The 17689-nt window shown below is 66.1% G+C and carries 23 protein-coding genes; 16 read left to right on the top strand and 7 right to left on the bottom strand.

The window, feature by feature from the left end:
- Positions 1-21: 21 nt before the first annotated feature.
- From ACO06X_RS08090 to ACO06X_RS08075, 4 genes are all read right to left on the bottom strand, one after another.
- The gene (locus ACO06X_RS08090; RefSeq protein WP_421839414.1) at positions 22-1098 is read right to left on the bottom strand and encodes a phosphotransferase family protein; all 1077 of its coding nucleotides are present in this window, start codon (positions 1096-1098) and stop codon (positions 22-24) included.
- A complete protein-coding gene (locus tag ACO06X_RS08085; RefSeq protein ID WP_421839413.1) occupies positions 1095-2186 on the bottom strand; it encodes a Zn-dependent alcohol dehydrogenase in 1092 nt (363 codons plus the stop codon). Before ACO06X_RS08085 ends, ACO06X_RS08090 begins: the two co-directional genes overlap by 4 nt.
- A gap of 141 nt (positions 2187-2327) precedes the next feature.
- Positions 2328-3617 (bottom strand): acyl-CoA dehydrogenase family protein, encoded by a 1290-nt coding sequence (locus ACO06X_RS08080; RefSeq protein WP_421839412.1) that lies wholly within the window; start codon positions 3615-3617, stop codon positions 2328-2330.
- 92 nt (positions 3618-3709) lie between these two features.
- Entirely contained in the window at positions 3710-4564 is an 855-nt protein-coding gene (locus ACO06X_RS08075; protein ID WP_421839411.1) for an SDR family NAD(P)-dependent oxidoreductase, read from the bottom strand.
- A 187-nt stretch (positions 4565-4751) separates the two neighbouring features.
- Here ACO06X_RS08075 and ACO06X_RS08070 point away from each other — a divergent pair, with 187 nt between their 5' ends.
- The 5 genes from ACO06X_RS08070 (at position 4752) to ACO06X_RS08050 (ending at position 9351) form a co-directional block, all read left to right on the top strand.
- Positions 4752-5912, top strand: a complete 1161-nt coding sequence (locus ACO06X_RS08070; protein ID WP_298168816.1) for an acyl-CoA dehydrogenase family protein — start codon at positions 4752-4754, stop codon at positions 5910-5912.
- 137 nt (positions 5913-6049) lie between these two features.
- Positions 6050-7189 (top strand): acyl-CoA dehydrogenase family protein, encoded by a 1140-nt coding sequence (locus ACO06X_RS08065; protein ID WP_421839410.1) that lies wholly within the window; start codon positions 6050-6052, stop codon positions 7187-7189.
- Between the two features lie 11 nt (positions 7190-7200).
- Positions 7201-8001, top strand: a complete 801-nt coding sequence (locus ACO06X_RS08060; protein WP_421839409.1) for an SDR family oxidoreductase — start codon at positions 7201-7203, stop codon at positions 7999-8001.
- A 4-nt stretch (positions 8002-8005) separates the two neighbouring features.
- Positions 8006-8887 (top strand): SMP-30/gluconolactonase/LRE family protein, encoded by an 882-nt coding sequence (locus ACO06X_RS08055; protein WP_421839408.1) that lies wholly within the window; start codon positions 8006-8008, stop codon positions 8885-8887.
- A gap of 2 nt (positions 8888-8889) precedes the next feature.
- Positions 8890-9351 carry an SRPBCC domain-containing protein gene (locus ACO06X_RS08050; RefSeq protein WP_421839407.1) on the top strand — a complete coding sequence of 154 codons (462 nt, stop codon included), beginning with the start codon at positions 8890-8892 and terminating at the stop codon, positions 9349-9351.
- On the opposite strand, the gene gmk is transcribed toward ACO06X_RS08050, so the two are convergent.
- From gmk to ACO06X_RS08035, 3 genes are read right to left on the bottom strand one after another with little or no spacing between them, the layout of a single operon-like run.
- Positions 9348-10001, bottom strand: coding sequence for a guanylate kinase (gmk, locus tag ACO06X_RS08045; RefSeq protein WP_421839406.1), 654 nt, complete (start codon positions 9999-10001; stop codon positions 9348-9350). The genes ACO06X_RS08050 and gmk overlap by 4 nt on opposite strands.
- Positions 10002-10032: 31 nt before the next feature.
- Positions 10033-10404: a hypothetical protein gene (locus tag ACO06X_RS08040; protein WP_421839405.1), complete on the bottom strand. Its 372-nt coding sequence runs from the start codon at positions 10402-10404 to the stop codon at positions 10033-10035.
- On the bottom strand, positions 10401-10895 hold the full coding sequence (locus tag ACO06X_RS08035; RefSeq protein WP_421839404.1) for an SspB family protein: 495 nt from the start codon (positions 10893-10895) through the stop codon (positions 10401-10403). Before ACO06X_RS08035 ends, ACO06X_RS08040 begins: the two co-directional genes overlap by 4 nt.
- Positions 10896-10988: 93 nt before the next feature.
- On the opposite strand from ACO06X_RS08035, the gene hisB reads away from it, so the two are divergent.
- From hisB to ACO06X_RS07980, 11 genes are all read left to right on the top strand, one after another.
- Positions 10989-11582 carry an imidazoleglycerol-phosphate dehydratase HisB gene (gene hisB, locus ACO06X_RS08030; RefSeq protein WP_421839403.1) on the top strand — a complete coding sequence of 198 codons (594 nt, stop codon included), beginning with the start codon at positions 10989-10991 and terminating at the stop codon, positions 11580-11582.
- Positions 11583-11618: 36 nt separating this feature from the next.
- Positions 11619-12239, top strand: coding sequence for an imidazole glycerol phosphate synthase subunit HisH (gene hisH / locus ACO06X_RS08025; RefSeq protein ID WP_421839402.1), 621 nt, complete (start codon positions 11619-11621; stop codon positions 12237-12239).
- A gap of 97 nt (positions 12240-12336) precedes the next feature.
- Complete coding sequence (gene hisA / locus ACO06X_RS08020; protein ID WP_421839401.1) at positions 12337-13062, top strand: 1-(5-phosphoribosyl)-5-[(5-phosphoribosylamino)methylideneamino]imidazole-4-carboxamide isomerase; 726 nt, start codon at positions 12337-12339, stop codon at positions 13060-13062.
- A gap of 4 nt (positions 13063-13066) precedes the next feature.
- Positions 13067-13828, top strand: a complete 762-nt coding sequence (hisF, locus tag ACO06X_RS08015) for an imidazole glycerol phosphate synthase subunit HisF (RefSeq protein WP_421839400.1) — start codon at positions 13067-13069, stop codon at positions 13826-13828.
- A 148-nt stretch (positions 13829-13976) separates the two neighbouring features.
- Complete coding sequence (locus tag ACO06X_RS08010) at positions 13977-14150, top strand: PEP-CTERM sorting domain-containing protein (RefSeq protein ID WP_421839399.1); 174 nt, start codon at positions 13977-13979, stop codon at positions 14148-14150.
- A gap of 126 nt (positions 14151-14276) precedes the next feature.
- On the top strand, positions 14277-14624 hold the full coding sequence (locus tag ACO06X_RS08005) for a phosphoribosyl-ATP diphosphatase (RefSeq protein WP_421839398.1): 348 nt from the start codon (positions 14277-14279) through the stop codon (positions 14622-14624).
- Between the two features lie 3 nt (positions 14625-14627).
- Positions 14628-15011, top strand: a complete 384-nt coding sequence (locus tag ACO06X_RS08000; RefSeq protein ID WP_421839397.1) for a histidine triad nucleotide-binding protein — start codon at positions 14628-14630, stop codon at positions 15009-15011.
- Between the two features lie 79 nt (positions 15012-15090).
- Positions 15091-15558: a YbgC/FadM family acyl-CoA thioesterase gene (locus ACO06X_RS07995; RefSeq protein ID WP_298168772.1), complete on the top strand. Its 468-nt coding sequence runs from the start codon at positions 15091-15093 to the stop codon at positions 15556-15558.
- Positions 15555-16280, top strand: coding sequence for a protein TolQ (gene tolQ / locus ACO06X_RS07990; RefSeq protein ID WP_421839396.1), 726 nt, complete (start codon positions 15555-15557; stop codon positions 16278-16280). Before ACO06X_RS07995 ends, tolQ begins: the two co-directional genes overlap by 4 nt.
- Positions 16281-16284: 4 nt before the next feature.
- Positions 16285-16746, top strand: coding sequence for an ExbD/TolR family protein (locus tag ACO06X_RS07985; protein WP_421839395.1), 462 nt, complete (start codon positions 16285-16287; stop codon positions 16744-16746).
- 11 nt (positions 16747-16757) lie between these two features.
- The gene (locus tag ACO06X_RS07980) at positions 16758-17684 is read left to right on the top strand and encodes a hypothetical protein (RefSeq protein ID WP_421839394.1); all 927 of its coding nucleotides are present in this window, start codon (positions 16758-16760) and stop codon (positions 17682-17684) included.
- Positions 17685-17689: the final 5 nt, after the last annotated feature.

The following is a 17689-nucleotide window of genomic DNA, read 5'->3' as shown; positions in this document are numbered from 1 at the left end:
TTTGTGAAAATGGGGGGGACTTCAGGCGCCCGCCTTCACCGCGTAGTTCCACGCCATGTCCGCCAGCGGGCCGACCCGGTCGGACATCGCAGCAGCGTGGGCGCTGCTGGCGGTGCCGTCGAGGTAGCGCTTCTTGATGCCCTGGATGATGCCGGCGAGGCGGAAGTAGTTGTAGGCGAGGTACCAATCCATGCCGGCGATGCCGTCGCGGTTTGTCTTCTCGCAGTAGCGCGCGATCACTTCATCGAGTTCGGGGATGCCGAGTGCGGCGCGGTCGAGGTCCATGACGCCGGAGCGGCCGCCGTTTTCGGTCGACCATGCCATCGCGAAGTAGGTGAAATCGGCCAGCGGATCGCCGAGTGTCGAGAGTTCCCAGTCGAGCACGGCGAGCGGCTTGGGCGCGCCGTGGGCGAAGATCATGTTGTCTATGCGGTAGTCACCGTGGACGACACTCACGCGGGTCTGTTCGGGCAGGGTGCGCGGGAGCCATTCGATAAGGCGCTCCATCGGCTCCATGCGTTCGGTTTCGGAGAGGCGGTACTGCTTGGTCCAGCGATCGACCTGGCGGCCGAAGTAGTTGCCGGGCTTGCCGAATTCGCTGAGGCCAACGGAGTCCACATCGACGCTGTGGAGCGCGGCGAGGGTATCGACCATGGCGAAGTAGGTGGCGCGGCGGTCTTCGGGGGTGGCGCCGGGCATGGCGCCGTCCCAGATGGTGCGGCCATCGACGCAGCCCATGACATAGAACATTGCGCCCGCGACCGATTCATCGGTGCACAGGCCATACTGCGGGGCGACCGGGAAGCCGGTGGGGCCGAGCGCGGACTGGACCTTGAATTCGCGGTCCACCGCGTGGGCGGAGGGGAGCAGCTTGCCCAGCGGCTTGCGCCTGAGGACGTAGGGGCCGGACGGCGCGTCGATCCGGTAGGTGGGGTTCGACTGGCCGCCCTTGAACTTCGAGACGGTGAGTGGGCCCTGAAAGCCCGCCACGTTGGCTTCGAACCAAGCGGTGAGCTTTGCCTCGTCCAGCTTGTCTGCGCCTTCGGGGGCGACGGTACCGGTGAAGGCGGCCTGAGCGTCGATGACAGGCTCGGTCATGAGTCGAACACGATAACCGAGCGGGCGGAGTGGCCCTGCTTCATCTTTTCGAACCCTTCGTTGATGCCTTCCAAGGGGATGCGTTCGGCAATGATGCTGTCGAGGTCCAAGAGGCCGCGCATGTAGAAATCGACGAGGCGCGGGAGATCGACCGGGAAATGGTTGCCGCCCATGATCGCGCCTTGGAGCTTCTTGCCCGAAAGCAGATCGATGGCGGAGAGGCCGACCTTATGGTTCAGCGGCATCATGCCGAGGATCGTGGCGGTGCCGCCGCGGCGCAGCGCGGCGACGGCGAGATCGCCCGAGGCAGGGCGACCGACGGCTTCGATGGCATGGTGGACGCCGCCCTTGGTCATTTCCTGGATCTGCTTGGCGGCATCGGGATCGAGCGCATCGATCACGTCGGTGGCGCCGAGCTTGATCGCGAGTTCGCGCTTTTCGGGCATGGGATCGGCGGCGATGATGCGGCCTGCGCCGGCGATCTTGGCGGCGTTGATCGTGGCGAGGCCCACGCCGCCGCAGCCGATCACCGCGACGGTTTCACCCGGCGTGACCTTGCAGGCGTTGAAGATCGTGCCCGCGCCAGTGGTGACGGCGCAGCCGATCACGGCGGCGCGGTCGAGCGGCATTTCGGGGTTGATCGCGACGCAGGCGTGTTCGTGAATCAGCATCATTTCGGCGAAGGCCGAGAGATTGAGCATCTGGTTGACGACGCTGCCGTCGCTCGAGCGGGTGAGGCGGGGAGCCTCGCCCGGGCGGCGGCGGGTATCACCGCCGAGGCAGAGCGACATGCGGCCCGTGACGCAGAACTCGCAGTGGCCGCAGAAGGCCGAGAGGCAGGTGACGACGGCGTCGCCCTTCTTGACCGTGCGGACTTCGCTGCCGACTTCCTCGACAATGCCGGCGGCTTCATGGCCCGCGACGCAGGGCATCGGGTGAGGATAGGCGCCATCGATGAAGTGCAGGTCCGAATGGCACAGGCCGCAGGCGGCGGTGCGGATCAGCACTTCGTGCGGGCCGGGCTTGGACACGGTGAGCTGGTCGATGACGAGCGGGGTGCCGGCGGCTTCGAGGATGGCGGCTTTCATTGTCGTATTCTCCGACTGTGAGGCTCCTCCCCCGTGAGGGGCAGGCTGGGTGGGGGCGTACTGCCTTGCCGAGACGCCGAACGCCCCTCCCCGGCCCTCCCCTCACGGGGGAGGGGGAAGGCCGGAGCGGGTCTGATCGTCTTAGCGCGAGATGGCCATGTCGCCCGAGGTGAAGCCCGGGTCGCTGGGCAGATCGGTGTGGCGCGCGTATTCGATGCGGGCGACGGCGCGGGCGTGGACTTCGTCCGGACCGTCCGCGAGGCGCAGGGTGCGCTGGTGGGCGTAGGCTTCGGCGAGGCCGAAGTCTTCCGAGACACCGCCGCCGCCGTGGGCCTGGATCGCATCATCGATGATGCGCAGCGCCATGTTGGGCGCCTGCACCTTAATCATCGCGATTTCGAGCGCGGCGGCCTTGTTGCCGACCTTGTCCATCATGTCCGCCGCCTTGAGGCAGAGCAGACGCGTCATCTCGATATCGATGCGGGCGCGGGCGATGCGCTCTTCCCACACCGACTGCTCCGAAATCCGCTTGCCGAAGGCGACGCGCGACTGGAGGCGCTTGGCCATCTTGGCGAGCGCTTCTTCGGCGACGCCGATGGTGCGCATGCAGTGGTGGATGCGGCCCGGCCCGAGGCGTCCCTGCGCGATTTCGAAGCCGCGGCCTTCGCCGAGCACGACGTTGGAGACGGGCACGCGGACGTTTTCGAGCAGCACTTCCATGTGGCCGTGCGGCGCGTCGTCATAACCGAAGACGGGGAGGTGGCGCAGGATGTTCACGCCGGGCGCGTCCATGGGGACGAGCACCTGGCTCTGCTGCGCGTGGCGCTTGGCGCTGGTATCGGTCTTGCCCATGACGATGGCGATCTTGCAGCGCGGATCGCCAAGGCCCGAGGACCACCACTTGCGGCCGTTGATGACGTATTCATCGCCTTCGCGCACCATGCGGGTTTCGATGTTGGTCGCGTCCGACGAGGCGACCAGCGGCTCGGTCATCAGAAAGGCGGAGCGAATCTCGCCGTTCATCAGCGGGCGCAGCCACTGCTCCTTCTGCTCGCGCGTGCCGTAGCGGTGGAACACTTCCATGTTGCCGGTATCGGGCGCGGAGCAGTTGAACACTTCGCTGGCCCAGCCGATGCGGCCCATTTCCTCGGCGCAGAGCGCGTATTCGAGGTTGGTGAGGCCGGGGCCTTCGAACTCGAACGTATCATCGACATGGTGATGGCCCGAGTTCTGCGGCGGCATGAACAGGTTCCAGATGCCGGCGGCCTTGGCCTTGGCTTTCTCTTCCTCGACCACCTGCAGCACCTTCCAGCGGCCGCCGCTGGCCTGTTCGGCCTTGTAGTCCTTGTGGCGCGGGCGAACGTTGCTCTCGATGAAATCGCGGACGCGGTTGCGCCAGTAGACCTGCCGTTCGGTGGGTTCGAAATCCATATCTGCTCTCCTGCGGTGCGGGCTGGGGCACCGTTCTTGTCTCTTGATTTAATCTGTCGGTTAAACCTTGCGCCAGATCAAGCGCAGAAAGTTCAGGATGCTTGCGCTTCGGCTGCCGCTTTCATCTGGCGCAGCGCTTCGAACAGATCGGGCACTTCGGGATCCCACGAATGGCGCGGGCCGATGGTGAGGCCGCCATCGACGATGATCGAGGTGCCGTTCACGAAGCTGGCGGCCTCGCTGCACAGATAGAGCACGGCTTCGCCAATATCATTGGGCTGGCCGCCGCGCGCGACAGGCTGGGCGGCCTGGCTCATCATCGCGATGGCGCCCTTGGCCTGCGCTTCGAGTTCGGCTGGGACGTCCAGCGAGGTGGTGAAGATGTTGGTGTTGATGAAGCCGGGCTGGACGGCGTTCACACGGATCTGGTGGCGGGCGAGATCGGCAGCGCTGGTCTTGGTGAGGTGGAGCACGCCGGCCTTGGCGACGGCGTAGGCATTGGGCGAGTAGCCGGGGCCGACTGCGGCAACGCTGGACGTATTCACGATGGCAGCACCCTTGCGGCCGATCATGTGGGGCACCGCATAGCGGATGCCGAAGGCGACCGAACGGAGCAGGAGGTGCATCGTGCGGTCCCAGCCCTCGGGCTCGATCTCGTCGATCTTGGCCATGTCGCCGCCCGCGCCGGCATTGTTGAACACGGCGTCGATCCCGCCGGTTTCGGCGGCGGCGCGGTCCATCAGGGCCTTGATGTCCTCGGTGTTGCACACGTCGCAGCGCACGGTGTGGACTTCGCCGTTGGATTCGGCGGCGGTGGCTGCAAGGCCGGCTTCATCGATATCGGCGGCGTAGACCTTCGCGCCCTCGGCGGCGAACAGGAGCGCGGTGGCGCGGCCGATGCCGGAGGCGGCCCCGGTGACGACGACGGTCTTGTTGTGGAATCGCATTGGAACCTCTCCATGTTTCTGATTTTGGCGTGAGCTTAGGCTGCTGCGCCCCTTCGTCAATGCCGATCGGGTTGACGCTACGGCATGCGGGAGTGGTGCGGATTGGCAGAAAACCGTGCCGAAATCGGTGCTTGCCAGCGTGCGCTGAGTCGCCTTAACCTTCCGATTCAAAGAGGAGACACGAGCGATGTCGGACCTGGAGACTTTCCGCGCGGAGATCCGCGCGTGGATCGAGGCGAACTGCCCGGAAGAGATGCGCCGCCCTGTGCAGGGCGAGGACGACATCTGCTGGGGCGGGCGCAATTTCGTGTTCAAGAGCGCGGCGCAGAAGCAGTGGATGGAGGTCTGCGCGGCCAAGGGCTATACCGTGCCGGACTGGCCGGTGGCCTATGGCGGCGCGGGGATGAACCCGGCCGAGGCCAAGATCTGGCGCGAGGAAATGACGCGCGCCGGGGCGCGGCCGCCGCTTTCGAGCTTCGGCATCTGGATGCTGGGGCCCGCGCTGCTCAAGTTCGGGACCGAGGAGCAGAAAGTCCACTATCTGGGGCAGGTGGCGCGCGGGGAAATCCGCTGGTGTCAGGGCTATTCCGAGCCGGGTTCGGGGTCCGACCTCGTGTCCTTGCAGACTTATGGCGAGGACAAGGGCGACCACTGGGTCGTCAACGGCCAGAAGATCTGGACGAGCTATGCCGACAAGGCGGACTGGATCTTCTGCCTCGTCCGCACCGACAAGACCAATGTCTATCAGGGAATCTCGTTCCTGCTGTTCGACATGACAACGCCGGGGGTGACGACCAAGCCGATCAAGCTGATCAGCGGTTCCTCGCCGTTTTGCGAGACGTTTTTCGACAATGTGGTGGTGCCCAAGAGCCAGATCGTCGGCCAGCTCAACCGGGGCTGGGACGTGGCGAAGTACCTCCTTGGCCATGAGCGCGAGATGATCTCGGGCGCGGGCGGCGGCGAGCAGACGAGCACGATCGGCAAGGTGCTGACGCGCAATGGGCTCGACGATCCGATGCTGCGCGCGGAACTGGCGGCGTTCGATATCGATGCGCTGGCCTTCGCGGCGATGGGCGAGAAGTTCCTCGACGAGATCAAGGTGGGCAAGGCGCACCCCGCGCAGCCCAACATGATGAAATACGCCGGGACCGAGCTCAACAAGCGGCGGCACGAGCTGCTGATGGCGGCAGGCGGCAGCACCGCGTTGGAGTGGGAGAGCGAGGAGACGCGCGGCGGGGCGCCTTCGCGGTCGTGGCTGCGCACCAAGGCCAATTCGATCGAGGGCGGCACGAGCGAGGTCATGCTCAACGTTGTCGCCAAGCGCATTCTCGAACTGCCGGGAGCGTAAGGGGTTCGTCCGCCCCACCCCGCTCACCCTGAGCCTGTCGAAGGGTGCTGGCGCAACCGTCGGGCATGATGCTTCGACAAGCTCAGCATGAGCGGGATTGGGTTTTTTGATGGCATTCAAGGCTTAGGAGCAAATCCATGCCGCTGTACTATACCGAAGATCAGGCCATGCTGGCCGATAGCGTCACCGGCTTCATGGCCGACGAGGGCGGGATCAAGAAGCAGTTGCGCCACTGGCGTGACTTCAATTGCAAGGACGGCTTCGGGCACGCCCTGTGGAAGCAGTTTGCCGAGATGGGGCTGACGGGCATGCTGGCGGCGGAAGCCGATGGCGGGCTTGCCATGGGGCATGTCGAGGCGGGCATCGTGCTCGCCGAGATCGGGCGAAACCTGACGCCATCGCCGTTCCTGACGACGTCGGTGATGGGCGTGACGGCGCTGAAGGAAGCCTCTGACGAGCTGCGCGGGCGCTGGTTGCCCGGGATCATCGCGGGCGAGACGGTGCTGGCCGTCGCGATCGACGAGGGCGCGAAGCACAAGCCCGAAAAGATTGCCTGCCGTGCCGAGCGCGCGGGCAACGGCTTCCGCCTGACGGGCGCGAAGGACTTCGTGGTGCATGGAACGTCGGCTGACGCAATCATCGTGGCGGCGCGCACATCGGGCAGCGATAGCGATGCGGATGGCGTGACGCTGTTTGCCGTGCCCAAGGATGCGGCCGGGATCGGGCATAATGCGGTGCGGCTGGTTGATAGTTCGATGGCGAGCCACGTGCGGTTCGATGGCGTCGAGCTCGACGGTTCGGCCGTGATCGGCGAAGTCGATGGCGGGCGCGCGGTGCTGAACAAGGTGCTGAGCGCGGGCCGCATCGGCGCGGCGGCGGAGCAGACGGGCGTCGGCGGCGGGGCCTTTGCCATGACCACGACCTACCTCAAGACGCGCAAGCAGTTCGGCAAGCTGATCGGCGAATTCCAGGCGCTGCAGCACCGCGCGGCGCACCTCTATTCCGAGCTGGAGATCGCCGAGGCCGTGGTGATCAAGGCGCAGCAGCTGCTGGATGGCGGCTCGGAGCGGGCCGAGCTGATGGTCTCGGTGGCCAAGGCCAAGGCGGCGCGGGCGTGCAATCTGGCGGTGCGCGAGGGCGTGCAGATGCACGGCGGCGTGGGCATGACCGACGAATACGACATCGGACTCTACATGAAGCGCGAACGCGCGCTGACCGAGTTCATGGGCGATGCGAATTATCATGCCGAGCGCGTTGCGCAGCTCAGCGGCTATTGAGGATCAGACAGATGGATTTTGCCAAGCTTTTCAGCCTTGAAGGCCGCGTGGCGGTGGTGACGGGCGGTTCGCGCGGGATCGGGCGGATGATCGCCGAGGGCTTCATCGCGGCGGGCTGCGAACGGGTCTATATCACCGCGCGCAAGGCCGCAGTGGTCGAGGCGACGGCGGCGGAACTGGGGCCGCGCTGCATCGCGCTGCCGGGCGATATCTCGACTTACGCGGGCATCGAGGCGCTGGCCGAGGACCTTGCGCAGCGCGAGAGCCGGATCGACATCCTCGTCAACAATGCTGGCGTGGCCTGGGGCGCGGAGTTTGATGATTTCCCGGAAATGGGCTGGGACAAGGTGATGAACCTCAACGTCAAGACGCCCTTCTTCCTGACACAGAAGCTGCACGGCCTGCTCAAGGCGGGCGCGGTGGATCAGGCGGCCAAGGTGATTAACATCGCCTCGATCGATGGCCTGCGCGTCAACCCCTGGGAAACCTACAGCTATCAGGCCTCGAAAGCGGCGCTGGTCCACCTGACGCGGCGCATGGCGGCGCGGCTGGTGCAGGACAACATCATCGTCAACGCGATCTGCCCCGGCGCGTTCGCCTCGGAAATGAACAAGGCGGCGGCGAACAATCCCGAGGCTTCGGCGCGGGGCATCCCCTTGAAGCGCATCGGCAATCTGGAGGACATGGCGGGCGGCGCGATCTTCCTTGCCAGCCGCGCGGGCGATTATGTGATCGGCACGCCGCTGCCGATCGATGGCGGGATCGTGAACGCCTATATCCCCGAGAACCATATCAACCCGCTGGGGGAGTAACACCATGAGCCGCGCGGTCCGCCAGCTTGCCGATGGGTTCCACTTCGGCGAGGGGCCGCGCTGGCATGAGGAGCGGCTGTGGTTCAGCGATTTCTACAGCCGCACCATCCGCTCGGTCGATCTGGCGGGCGACCACCGGATCGAACTGGAACTCGATGATCAGCCTTCGGGGCTGGGCTGGATGCCGGATGGCTCGCTGCTGTTTGTTTCCATGCGCAAGCGGCAGGTGTGGCGGCGCTGGCCTGACGGGCGGCTGGCGATGCATGCCGATCTGGCGGATCTGACGGCGCATCTGTGCAACGACATGGTGGTCGATGCCGAGGGGCGGGCCTATGTCGGCAACTTCGGGTTCGATCTCGACCACGAGCTGCGCGCGCGGGGCGTGGAAGCGGTGCTGGCGGAGCATCCCAAAGCCAACCTGGTGCTGGTGCAGCCTGACGGATCGGTTTCGGTCGCGGCGCCGGATATGAGCTTTCCCAACGGCACGGTGATCACGCCCGATGGCAAAACGCTGATCATCGGCGAGACGCTGGGCGGGCGACTGACGGCGTTTGATATTGGCGACGGCGGGGCGCTTTCGGGGCGGCGGGTGTGGGCGGATACCATGCCGCGCGTGCCCGATGGCATTGCGCTCGATGCCGAAGGCGCGGTGTGGATTGCGAACCCGATTGCCCCCGAATGCGCGCGGATCGGCGAGGGCGGGGCGGTGCTGGAGGTCGTCTCGACCGGCGAGATGCCGTGTTATGCCTGCATGCTCGGCGGGCCGGAGGGACGGCACTTGTTCATGCTCTGCGCGCCGAGCAGCGATGCGGACGTGGCGAAAAGCGCGGCGAAGGGTGTGGTGCTGGTGGCCGAAGTGGATGCAGCGCGGGCCGGGCGGCCGTGACCATGCCTGATCCAGACGCGGTGCGGGCCATCGGCGACTGCGAGCTTGCGATTACGCGGCAGATCGCCGCACCTCGTCCGCAGGTGTTCCGGGCATGGGCCGAGGATGCGCTTTTCCGACAGTGGTGGATGCCGGAGGGGTTGGGCGCGACCTTGCTGGAATGCGAGATCGATCTGCGCACCGGGGGGTCGTACCGGCTGGTTTATGCCTTTGGCGAGGAAGGCACGATGGCGTTCCACGGCACGTATCCCGAGGTAGTGCCCGATGCGCGAATCGTCTGGACCAATGCCGAGGACCCCGACGGGGCGGTGACGACGGTAACTCTCGCCGATCATGATGGCGGGACTGTGCTGACCTATCACGAGCGCTACCCTTCGCGCGAGGCGCGGGATGAGGCGCTGGAGGGTTCGGCGATGGCCTTGCCGGGGCAGCTGGATCAGCTGGCGGCGCTGCTAGCGGCCTAAGGCCGCATAAGCTCGCGGACGAAGCCGATGAGGCCGGTCTGGCGCGCGCGCTTCATGCGTTCGGCGTGGAGGATTTCGCGGACCTTGGCGAAGCACTGGTCGATATCGTCGTTGACCACCACGTAATCATAGCCGTCCCAGTGGCTGATTTCGGCGCGGGCGCGTTCCATGCGGGTGGCGATGACTTCGGCGCTGTCGGTGCCGCGACCCGTCAGGCGGCGGCGCAGTTCATCGATGCTGGGGGGGAGCAGGAATACCCGCACAACATCGGTTTCGAGCTTCTGGTAAAGCTGCTGTGTGCCCTGCCAATCGATATCGAAAAGGTAGTCGCGGCCCTCGCGCAGGCCTGCCTTCACCTGGGCCTTGGGCGTGCCGTAGCTGTTGCCGAAGACATGGGCCCATTCGAGGAACTCTTCGTTTTCGACCATGCGGTCGAATTCGGCACGGGTAACGAAGTGGTAGTCCTTCCCGTCGACCTCGCCGGGGCGCATCGGGCGCGTGGTGGCCGAGACCGAGAGGCAGATGGCGGGATCGGCCTCCAGCAGCATGCGCGAGATCGTGGTTTTGCCCGCGCCCGAGGGCGAGGACATGATGAACATCAGGCCGCGACGGTGGAGTGCGTCGGACGTTTGGGGAGTCGGCTGGACCATGCGCGCTGTTGGCGCATGGGGGGCGTTTCGGTCAAGCTTTGCGATTCTTCCGACGCTCATGGAGCGTCTTGGCCAGCAGTGCTCCGCCGACGATGATGGCGCCAGGGACCGAGCGGGTGGCGATGCGCGTGGCGGCGGCAGTAAGGATTCGCGCGCCGAGGCTGCGTTTCGGCTTCGCGGCCTTTGCGGCTTTCGCGCCAGCGGCTTTCGCGGCGGCTTTAAGCGCCTCGGGCGCGGCGCCGAGGATACCGCGATCGACGCTGCGCTTCAGCAAGGTGGAGCCGGTGCGCATGGCGACGCCGGCGAGGATCGCGCGCGTGACGGGCCCGACGGGATCGGGCGGCGAATCGCCTGCAGGTTCGCTTGCGGAGGGTTCCGGCACCTTCGGCGCGGGCCCGGTCATTTCTTCCGGCCGAAATCCACGGTGACGACGTTGGAACCATCATCCGGGCCTGCGGGCCCGCTGCCATCAGGCGAATCATTTTCCGCGTCGTGCAGCGGTTCGTCCTCGTCGTCGCTGTCGCCCGACGTCTGAAACCGGAGGCCGAAATCGACCGCCGGATCGACGAAGGCGGTGATCGCGCTGAACGGGACCACCAGCGTGGAGGGAATCTGGTTGAACGATAGGCCGACGCTGAAGCCTTCGGGTGTGACCTTGAGGTCCCAGAACTTGTTCTGGAGCACGATGGTCATTTCGTCCGGGAAGCGCTCCTTGAGGCGGGTCGGGATCGCCACGCCGGGAGCGCCGGTTTTGAAGGTGATGTAGAAATGGTGCGCGCCGGGGAGCGTGCCGCCGGTGGTTTCAACCTGGCCGAGCACACGGCCGACTACCGCGCGCAGGGCTTCCTGCACGATTTCATCGTAGGGGATCAGGCTGTCGGGTGCATCGCTCATCCTGCCTAGGGTGGCTTGGAGCGCCGCGCGGGTCAAGAGGGTGCGGCGTGCAGGCAATTGATTCTGTGCGGAACCAGCCTATAGGCGGGGGCCATGCGCACCGGATCGATCGCCCGCACCACGCACGAAACCGACATCCAGGTTTCGGTGAACCTTGATGGCACCGGCACTTTCGACGTCAGCACCGGCATCGGCTTCCTCGATCACATGATCGAGCAGTTCAGCCGCCACTCGCTGATCGACGTGACGTGCCACGTGAAGGGCGACCTCCATGTCGACCAGCACCACACGACCGAGGACAGCGCGATCGCGCTGGGGCAGGCGATTGCGCAGGCGCTGGGCGACAAGAAGGGCATCACCCGCTACGGCACGGCCTATTCGCCGATGGATGAAGCCCTTGCGAGGGTTGCGCTCGACATTTCGGGGCGGCCGGTGCTGATCTGGAAGGCAAGCTTCACCCAGCCGCGTCTGGGCGAGATGGACACCGAGCTGTTCGAGCACTGGTTCCAGTCGATCAGCCAGGCGGCCGGGATCACGCTGCACATCGAATGCCTCTACGGCCAGAATAATCACCACATCATCGAGGGCATCTACAAGGGCTTTGCCCGGGCGATGCGCTCGGCGGTGGAGATCGATCCGCGCAAGGGCGATGCGGTGCCGAGCACCAAGGGCATCCTCGGTGGCTGAAGTCATCCTTCGACAAGCTCAGGATGAGCGGGCGCAATGACCGAGGTCATTGCCTTGGTCGACTACGGCGCGGGGAACCTGCGCTCGGTCGCCAATGCGCTGAAGGCGGCGGGGGCGGAAGGCGTCGCGGTGACGGCGGACCCCAACGTGGTGCGCGCGGCGGACCGGATCGTGCTGCCGGGTGTCGGCGCGTTCAAGGCCTGTGTGGAGGCGCTGCGCGGCGTGCCGGGGCTGGTCGAGGCGATGAGCGAGCGCGTGCTGGTGGGCGGCGCGCCGTTCCTGGGCATTTGCGTGGGGATGCAGCTGCTGGCGGACCGGGGCATCGAGTTCGGCGTGACCGAGGGGCTGGGCTGGATCGGCGGCGAAGTGCGCGCGATTCTGCCGAGCGATCCGAGCATCAAGGTGCCGCACATGGGCTGGAACGATGTCGCCCCGATGCACCACAACGCATTGATCGTGCCGGGTGAGGCCTATTTCCTGCATTCCTACCACTTCGTGCCGGAGGAAGGCGCGAGCATTGCGGCGATGACCGACCATGGCGGCGGGCTGGTTGCGGCGGTGGGGCAGGACAATGTGCTGGGCGTGCAGTTTCACCCGGAGAAGAGCCAGGACTATGGGCTGGCGCTCTTGGGGCGTTTTCTGGAGTGGAAGCCTTGAGCGGTCGCGCCTCGACTTTGGCGTGGTTACCCCCACCCAGCCTCCCCCGAACGGGGGAGGGGCTTGCCATGTATAAATCGACGGGTGGTGCTCTGCGATGATCGTTTTTCCGGCAATTGACCTCAAGGGCGGGCAGGTCGTGCGGCTGGCCGAGGGCGATATGGCGCGCGCAACGGTCTATGGCGATGATCCGGCGGCGCAGGCCACGCTGTTTGCGGAAGCGGGCTCGCAGTACCTCCATGTCGTTGACCTTGACGGCGCGTTCGCGGGTGAGGCGGTGAACCGCGCGGCGGTCGAGGGCATCCTCAAGGTGTTTCCGGGCCACGTGCAGCTGGGCGGGGGTATCCGCAATCCCATTGCGGTCGATGGCTGGTTCGATCTTGGCGTGAGCCGGGTGGTGATCGGCACGGCGGCTTTGAAAGACCCGCAGTTCGTGAAGGACATGGCCAAGGCCTATCCCGGCGGGATCGTGGTGGCGGTCGATGCGCGCGATGGGATGGTTGCGACCGAGGGCTGGGCCGAGGTTTCCGACGTTTCCATCGTCGATATGGCGCGGCGGTTTGAGGATGCGGGGGTGGCCTCGATCCTGTTTACCGACGTGGGGCGCGATGGGCTGCTCAAGGGCTGCAATATTGACGCGACGCTCGATCTGGCGCGCGCGACCCGGCTGCCGGTGATAGCCAGCGGCGGGGTGAAGGGCATCGACGATATCCGGATGCTCAAGATCCACGAGGCGGACGGGATCGAGGGCGTGATCACGGGCCGCGCGCTGTTCGAGGGGCGGCTGGACTTGGCCGCCGCGATAGCGATGGCTGAGGCGTGATGGCATGACCGTCCGCGTCCGTGTCATTCCCTGCCTTGATGTGCGCGATGGGCGTGTGGTGAAGGGTGTGAACTTTGTCGATCTGCGCGATGCGGGCGATCCGGTCGAGCAGGCGCGGGCCTATGACAAGGCGGGCGCGGACGAGCTGTGCTTTCTCGATATTTCGGCGACGCATGAGGGGCGCGGGACGCTGCTCGATGTCGTCGCACGGACGGCTGAGGTTTGCTTCATGCCGCTGACGGTGGGCGGCGGGGTGCGTGAGCCTGAAGATGCGCGCGCGCTGCTGCTGGCCGGCGCAGACAAGGTGGCGGTCAATTCCGCAGCGGTCGCGCGGCCCGAACTGGTGCGCGATATTGCCGAGCGGTTTGGCGCGCAGTGCGTGGTCGGCTCGGTCGATGCGCGGCGGGTGGCACCGGGCAAGTGGGAGATTTTCACGCACGGCGGGCGGCGGCCCACGGGGATCGATGCGTTGGCCCATGCGGAGAACCTGGCCAAGTTGGGGGCGGGCGAGCTGCTCGTCACCTCGATGGACGGAGACGGCACGCAGGCGGGTTATGATCTGGAGCTGACCCGGCGGATTGCCGATGCGGTGCCGGTGCCGGTGATTGCCAGCGGGGGTGTCGGCAATCTCGATCACCTCGTGGCGGGTGTGCGTGAGGGGCATGCCAGCGCGGTGCTCGCGGCTTCGATCTTCCACTTCGGCACGCACTCGATCGCCGAGGCGCATGCCGCCTTGCGCGCGGCGGGGATTCCGGCGCGGGGATAGGTCTCGCTAGTGTCGGAATTCTTGACAAATGCCGCCCAAACGCTGCGGACGTTAACTAGCGAAATAGGCTTATTTCCTTGATTTTCGGGATGTTGGCACAGGGATTGCTTTAACCTTTTGGCAAGGTCTTTTATTGGAAATCCCCCGCGTGCTCCGCTTTATTCCCATTGCCCTTGTCGTGTTTGCCACCACAACCGTCCCTGCCCTTGCGCAGGCGAGCGGCGGCATCGCCATTCCTGAACCGACCGACGGCGCGCTTTTTGCCATCGGGCTCGCAGGCCTGATCATCGGCCGCCGCGTGGCGCGCCGCAAAGAGGACTGAGGCAGCCCTCAGCGCCGGGTGGCTCGACTTCGCCTGACACCAACGGAGGTGGGGGCGGGCGGAGTGGGCGCGCGATAGCTTCTGGCCCGCTTGACCTTCCCATCGCCGCGCGCCATGCCCGCTGCGATGTCTTCCTCCACCGATCCGACCACGCTCCTCTCCCGGCTCGAAGCCACGATCGCTGCGCGCCGCGCTGCCGGTTCTGCTACTGGCCCCGATGCCAGCTATGTCGCGCGCCTGCACGCCAAAGGGCGCGGCAAGATGGCGCAGAAGGTGGGCGAGGAGGCGACCGAAGTGGTGATCGCCGCGCTCACCGGCAGCCCTGAGGCGCTGGTGGGGGAAGCGGCGGACCTGCTCTTCCACCTCTTCGTGCTGATGGGCGATTGCGGCGTTTCGCTGGCCCAGGTGACCGCCGAACTGGAGCGGCGCGAGGGCACGTCAGGGATTGCCGAGAAAGCCAGCAGGAGCAGTTGAACCATGGCGGTCGATGCCACCCAGCCTTACGATGACCAGAACGTCTTCGCGAAGATCCTGCGCGGGGAAATCCCCTGCCGGAAGGTCTACGAGGATGAGTGGAGCCTCGCCTTTCACGACATCAACCCGCAATCGCCGACGCATGTGCTGGTGATCCCCAAGGGCGCCTACGTGAGCTGGGACGATTTTTCGGCAAAGGCTTCGGATGGCGAGATCACCGGGTTCGTGCGCGCGGTGGGGCATGTGGCGCGCGCGGCGGGGCTGGTCGCGCCGGGATACCGGCTGCTGGCGAACACCGGCACGAATGCCCATCAGGAAGTGCCGCATCTGCATGTGCATGTGTTTGCCGGCCGTCAGCTCGGCCCGCTGCTGGCGCGGGTGGACTGAAACCTTCCTGAAGCGGTTAACAAATTGCCGCGTTTGATCTTGCCTCGCGAGTCGCGGCAAGGCTAGGACAGCGCGGCATATGCCTGCTCCGCTTCCTCCTTCCGGCTGTTTTGACGGCGCGCGCCATCTTTATGCGATACGCGTTTACTTTGAGGACACCGATCTTTCGGGCGTGGTCTATCACGCGAATTACCTACGCTGGTTCGAGCGGGCGCGGTCGGACATGTTGCGCCTGCTCGGCATCGATCAGCGCGGTGCGCATGAAGCGGGGGAAGGCGCTTTTGCGGTGACCGACCTTGCGCTGAAGTATCTCCGCCCGGCGCGGCTCGATGACGATGTGGTGATCGAAAGCACCGTCGCCGAAGTTTCACGCGTCACGTGCAGTCTGGTGCAGAAGGCCTGGCGCGGCGAGGACTTGCTTGCCGAGGGCCGGGTCCGCGTTGCGTTCGTCTCTCCGCTGGGCCGCGCGCGGCGGCTGCCTGCATCGTTCCATTCCGCTTTCACGGCGCTGCTGGCGCCTCCCCCTGAAGGGTCCGTCCATCCATGATGCTTTCCGTTCTTGCCGCTGCCGCCGTGCCTGTCGCCGCCGGGGCGACTGCGGGCATGCCGACCCGGCTCAACCCGGTCGCGCTGTTCCTTCATGCCGATATCGTGGTTCAGGTGGTGATGGGCGCGCTGGTGCTCGCCTCGGTCTGGGTGTGGACGATCATCGTCTCCTTCTCGCTGCGCATGGGCAGCGCCGAGCGCAAGTGCGACAAGTATGAGACGGCGTTCTGGGAAGCGCGCGATGTCGATGCCTTCCACAAGGAGAACGGCGGCAAGGACGTGCCGAGCGCGCGGATCGTGACGGCGGCGCTGGCAGAATGGCGGCGCTCCACCTCTGGCAAGACGATCGACCGCGAGGGTACGCGCCAGCGGCTCAATTCGGCGATGGAAAGCGTGGTGACGGCGGAAACGGACCGGCTGGCGGGGCGGCTCAATTTCCTCGCCACGGTGGGTGCGGTGGCGCCATTCGTCGGGCTGTTCGGCACGGTGTGGGGCATCATGGACAGCTTTTTCAACATCGGGGCGCAGCAGAATTCCTCGCTCGCGGTGGTGGCGCCGGGCATCTCGGAAGCGCTGTTCGCGACCGCCATCGGCCTGTTCGCGGCGATCCCGGCGGTGATTGCCTACAACCGCTTTTCGCACCGGGTGAACCGCTTCGAGACGCGGATGTTCCGCTTTGCCGACCGCTTTCATGCGACCTTGAGCCGCGAGTTGGAGCAGTAACGCCATGGCGATGAGCATGGGCTCTGGCGGTGGCGGGCGGCGCGGGCGGCGGGGGCGCGGGCGCGGCGCGGCGATGAGCGAGATCAACGTGACGCCGCTGGTCGACGTGATGCTGGTGCTGCTGATCATCTTCATGGTGACCGCGCCGATGCTGACCGCGGGCGTGCCGATCGACTTGCCGGACAGCCGGGCCGAGGCGCTCAAGACCGACCAGAAGGCGATAACTGTGAGCATGGACGGCGAGGGGCGGATTTTCCTCGACGACCAGGAACTCGCGCCGGGTGAGCTTTCCGATCGGCTGACGGGGCTGGCAGTGGCGGGGCCGGGTGGCCAGCTGCCCGTCGTCACGCTGCGCGCGGATCGCAGCCTCGATTATGGCCGGGTGGTCGCGGTGATGGGCGCGCTCAATGCCGCAGGGTTCAAGTCGATCTCGCTGGTCACCAACGGTTCAGTCACGGCGCCTTAAGCGCGATGGGCATGACGGCCTCTTCCTCCTCCCAAGGCCTCACGCGCGAGGAAGCGCCCATACCGTTTGGGGCGCTTGGCATCGCGCTGGCCGCGCATGTCGCGTTGATTGCGGCGCTGACGCTCTCGCCGCCGGGCAAATCGATCATGTCGCCCCCCGAACGGATGACGGTGACCTTCGCCGAAGAGACTGCCGACCAATCGACCTCGCCGCAGCCCGAGACCGAAGCTGCGCCCGATGTCGCGCCGGTGCTGGGCGAGCCTGCGCCAGAGCCCGCGCCGCCGCAGCCTGCGCCGCAGATCGCGCCGCCTCAGCCCAAGCCGCAGCCCCAGCCCCAACCATTGCCAAAGCCCGCGCCTCCGCCACCGCCTCAGGCAAAGCCGGCGCCGCAGCCCAGGCCTGTTGCGAGGCCGCAGCCTGTCATCAAGCCGCAGCCGCAACAGCGTGCCGTGCCTGCGCCGCCGCAGAAGCCGGCGCAAAAGGCAGCCGCCGCGCCGCCGCTTGACCCGCGCCAGCGGCGGCGGCCCGATGCGACGAGCGGCGCCAGCCAACTGGGCTCCGATTTCCTCAAGGGGATCAATACGGGGACCCGGCCGGGCGCGACGGGCAATCCGGCCGATGCGCTGAGCGATACTGCCAAGGCCGCGATCCGCGTCACGATCAACCGCAAGGTGGTGCCGCCGTGGAACAGCTGTCCGCTGAGCGGCGTCGAGATCGAGAAGCTGCGCGCGAAAGTGACCTTCCAGCTTGATCGCAGCGGGAATATCGTCAGCATTGCAACGCCGGTTCTTTCCGGCCAGACTCCTGCCAACACGCCGCAGGTGGGTCGCTTCACCGAATGCGCGGTTCGCGCGATCAGGACGGCGGCTCCGTTCAACCTTCCTGTCGAAACGTATGATTTCTGGAAGACCTACACGCTCAATTTCAGGAAAGAGTAGAGCCC

Origin of the sequence: Novosphingobium sp. (assembly GCF_965229225.1) — a bacterium.
Taxonomy (GTDB): Bacteria; Pseudomonadota; Alphaproteobacteria; order Sphingomonadales; family Sphingomonadaceae; genus Novosphingobium.
This window is presented reverse-complemented; position numbering and strand designations above follow the sequence as displayed.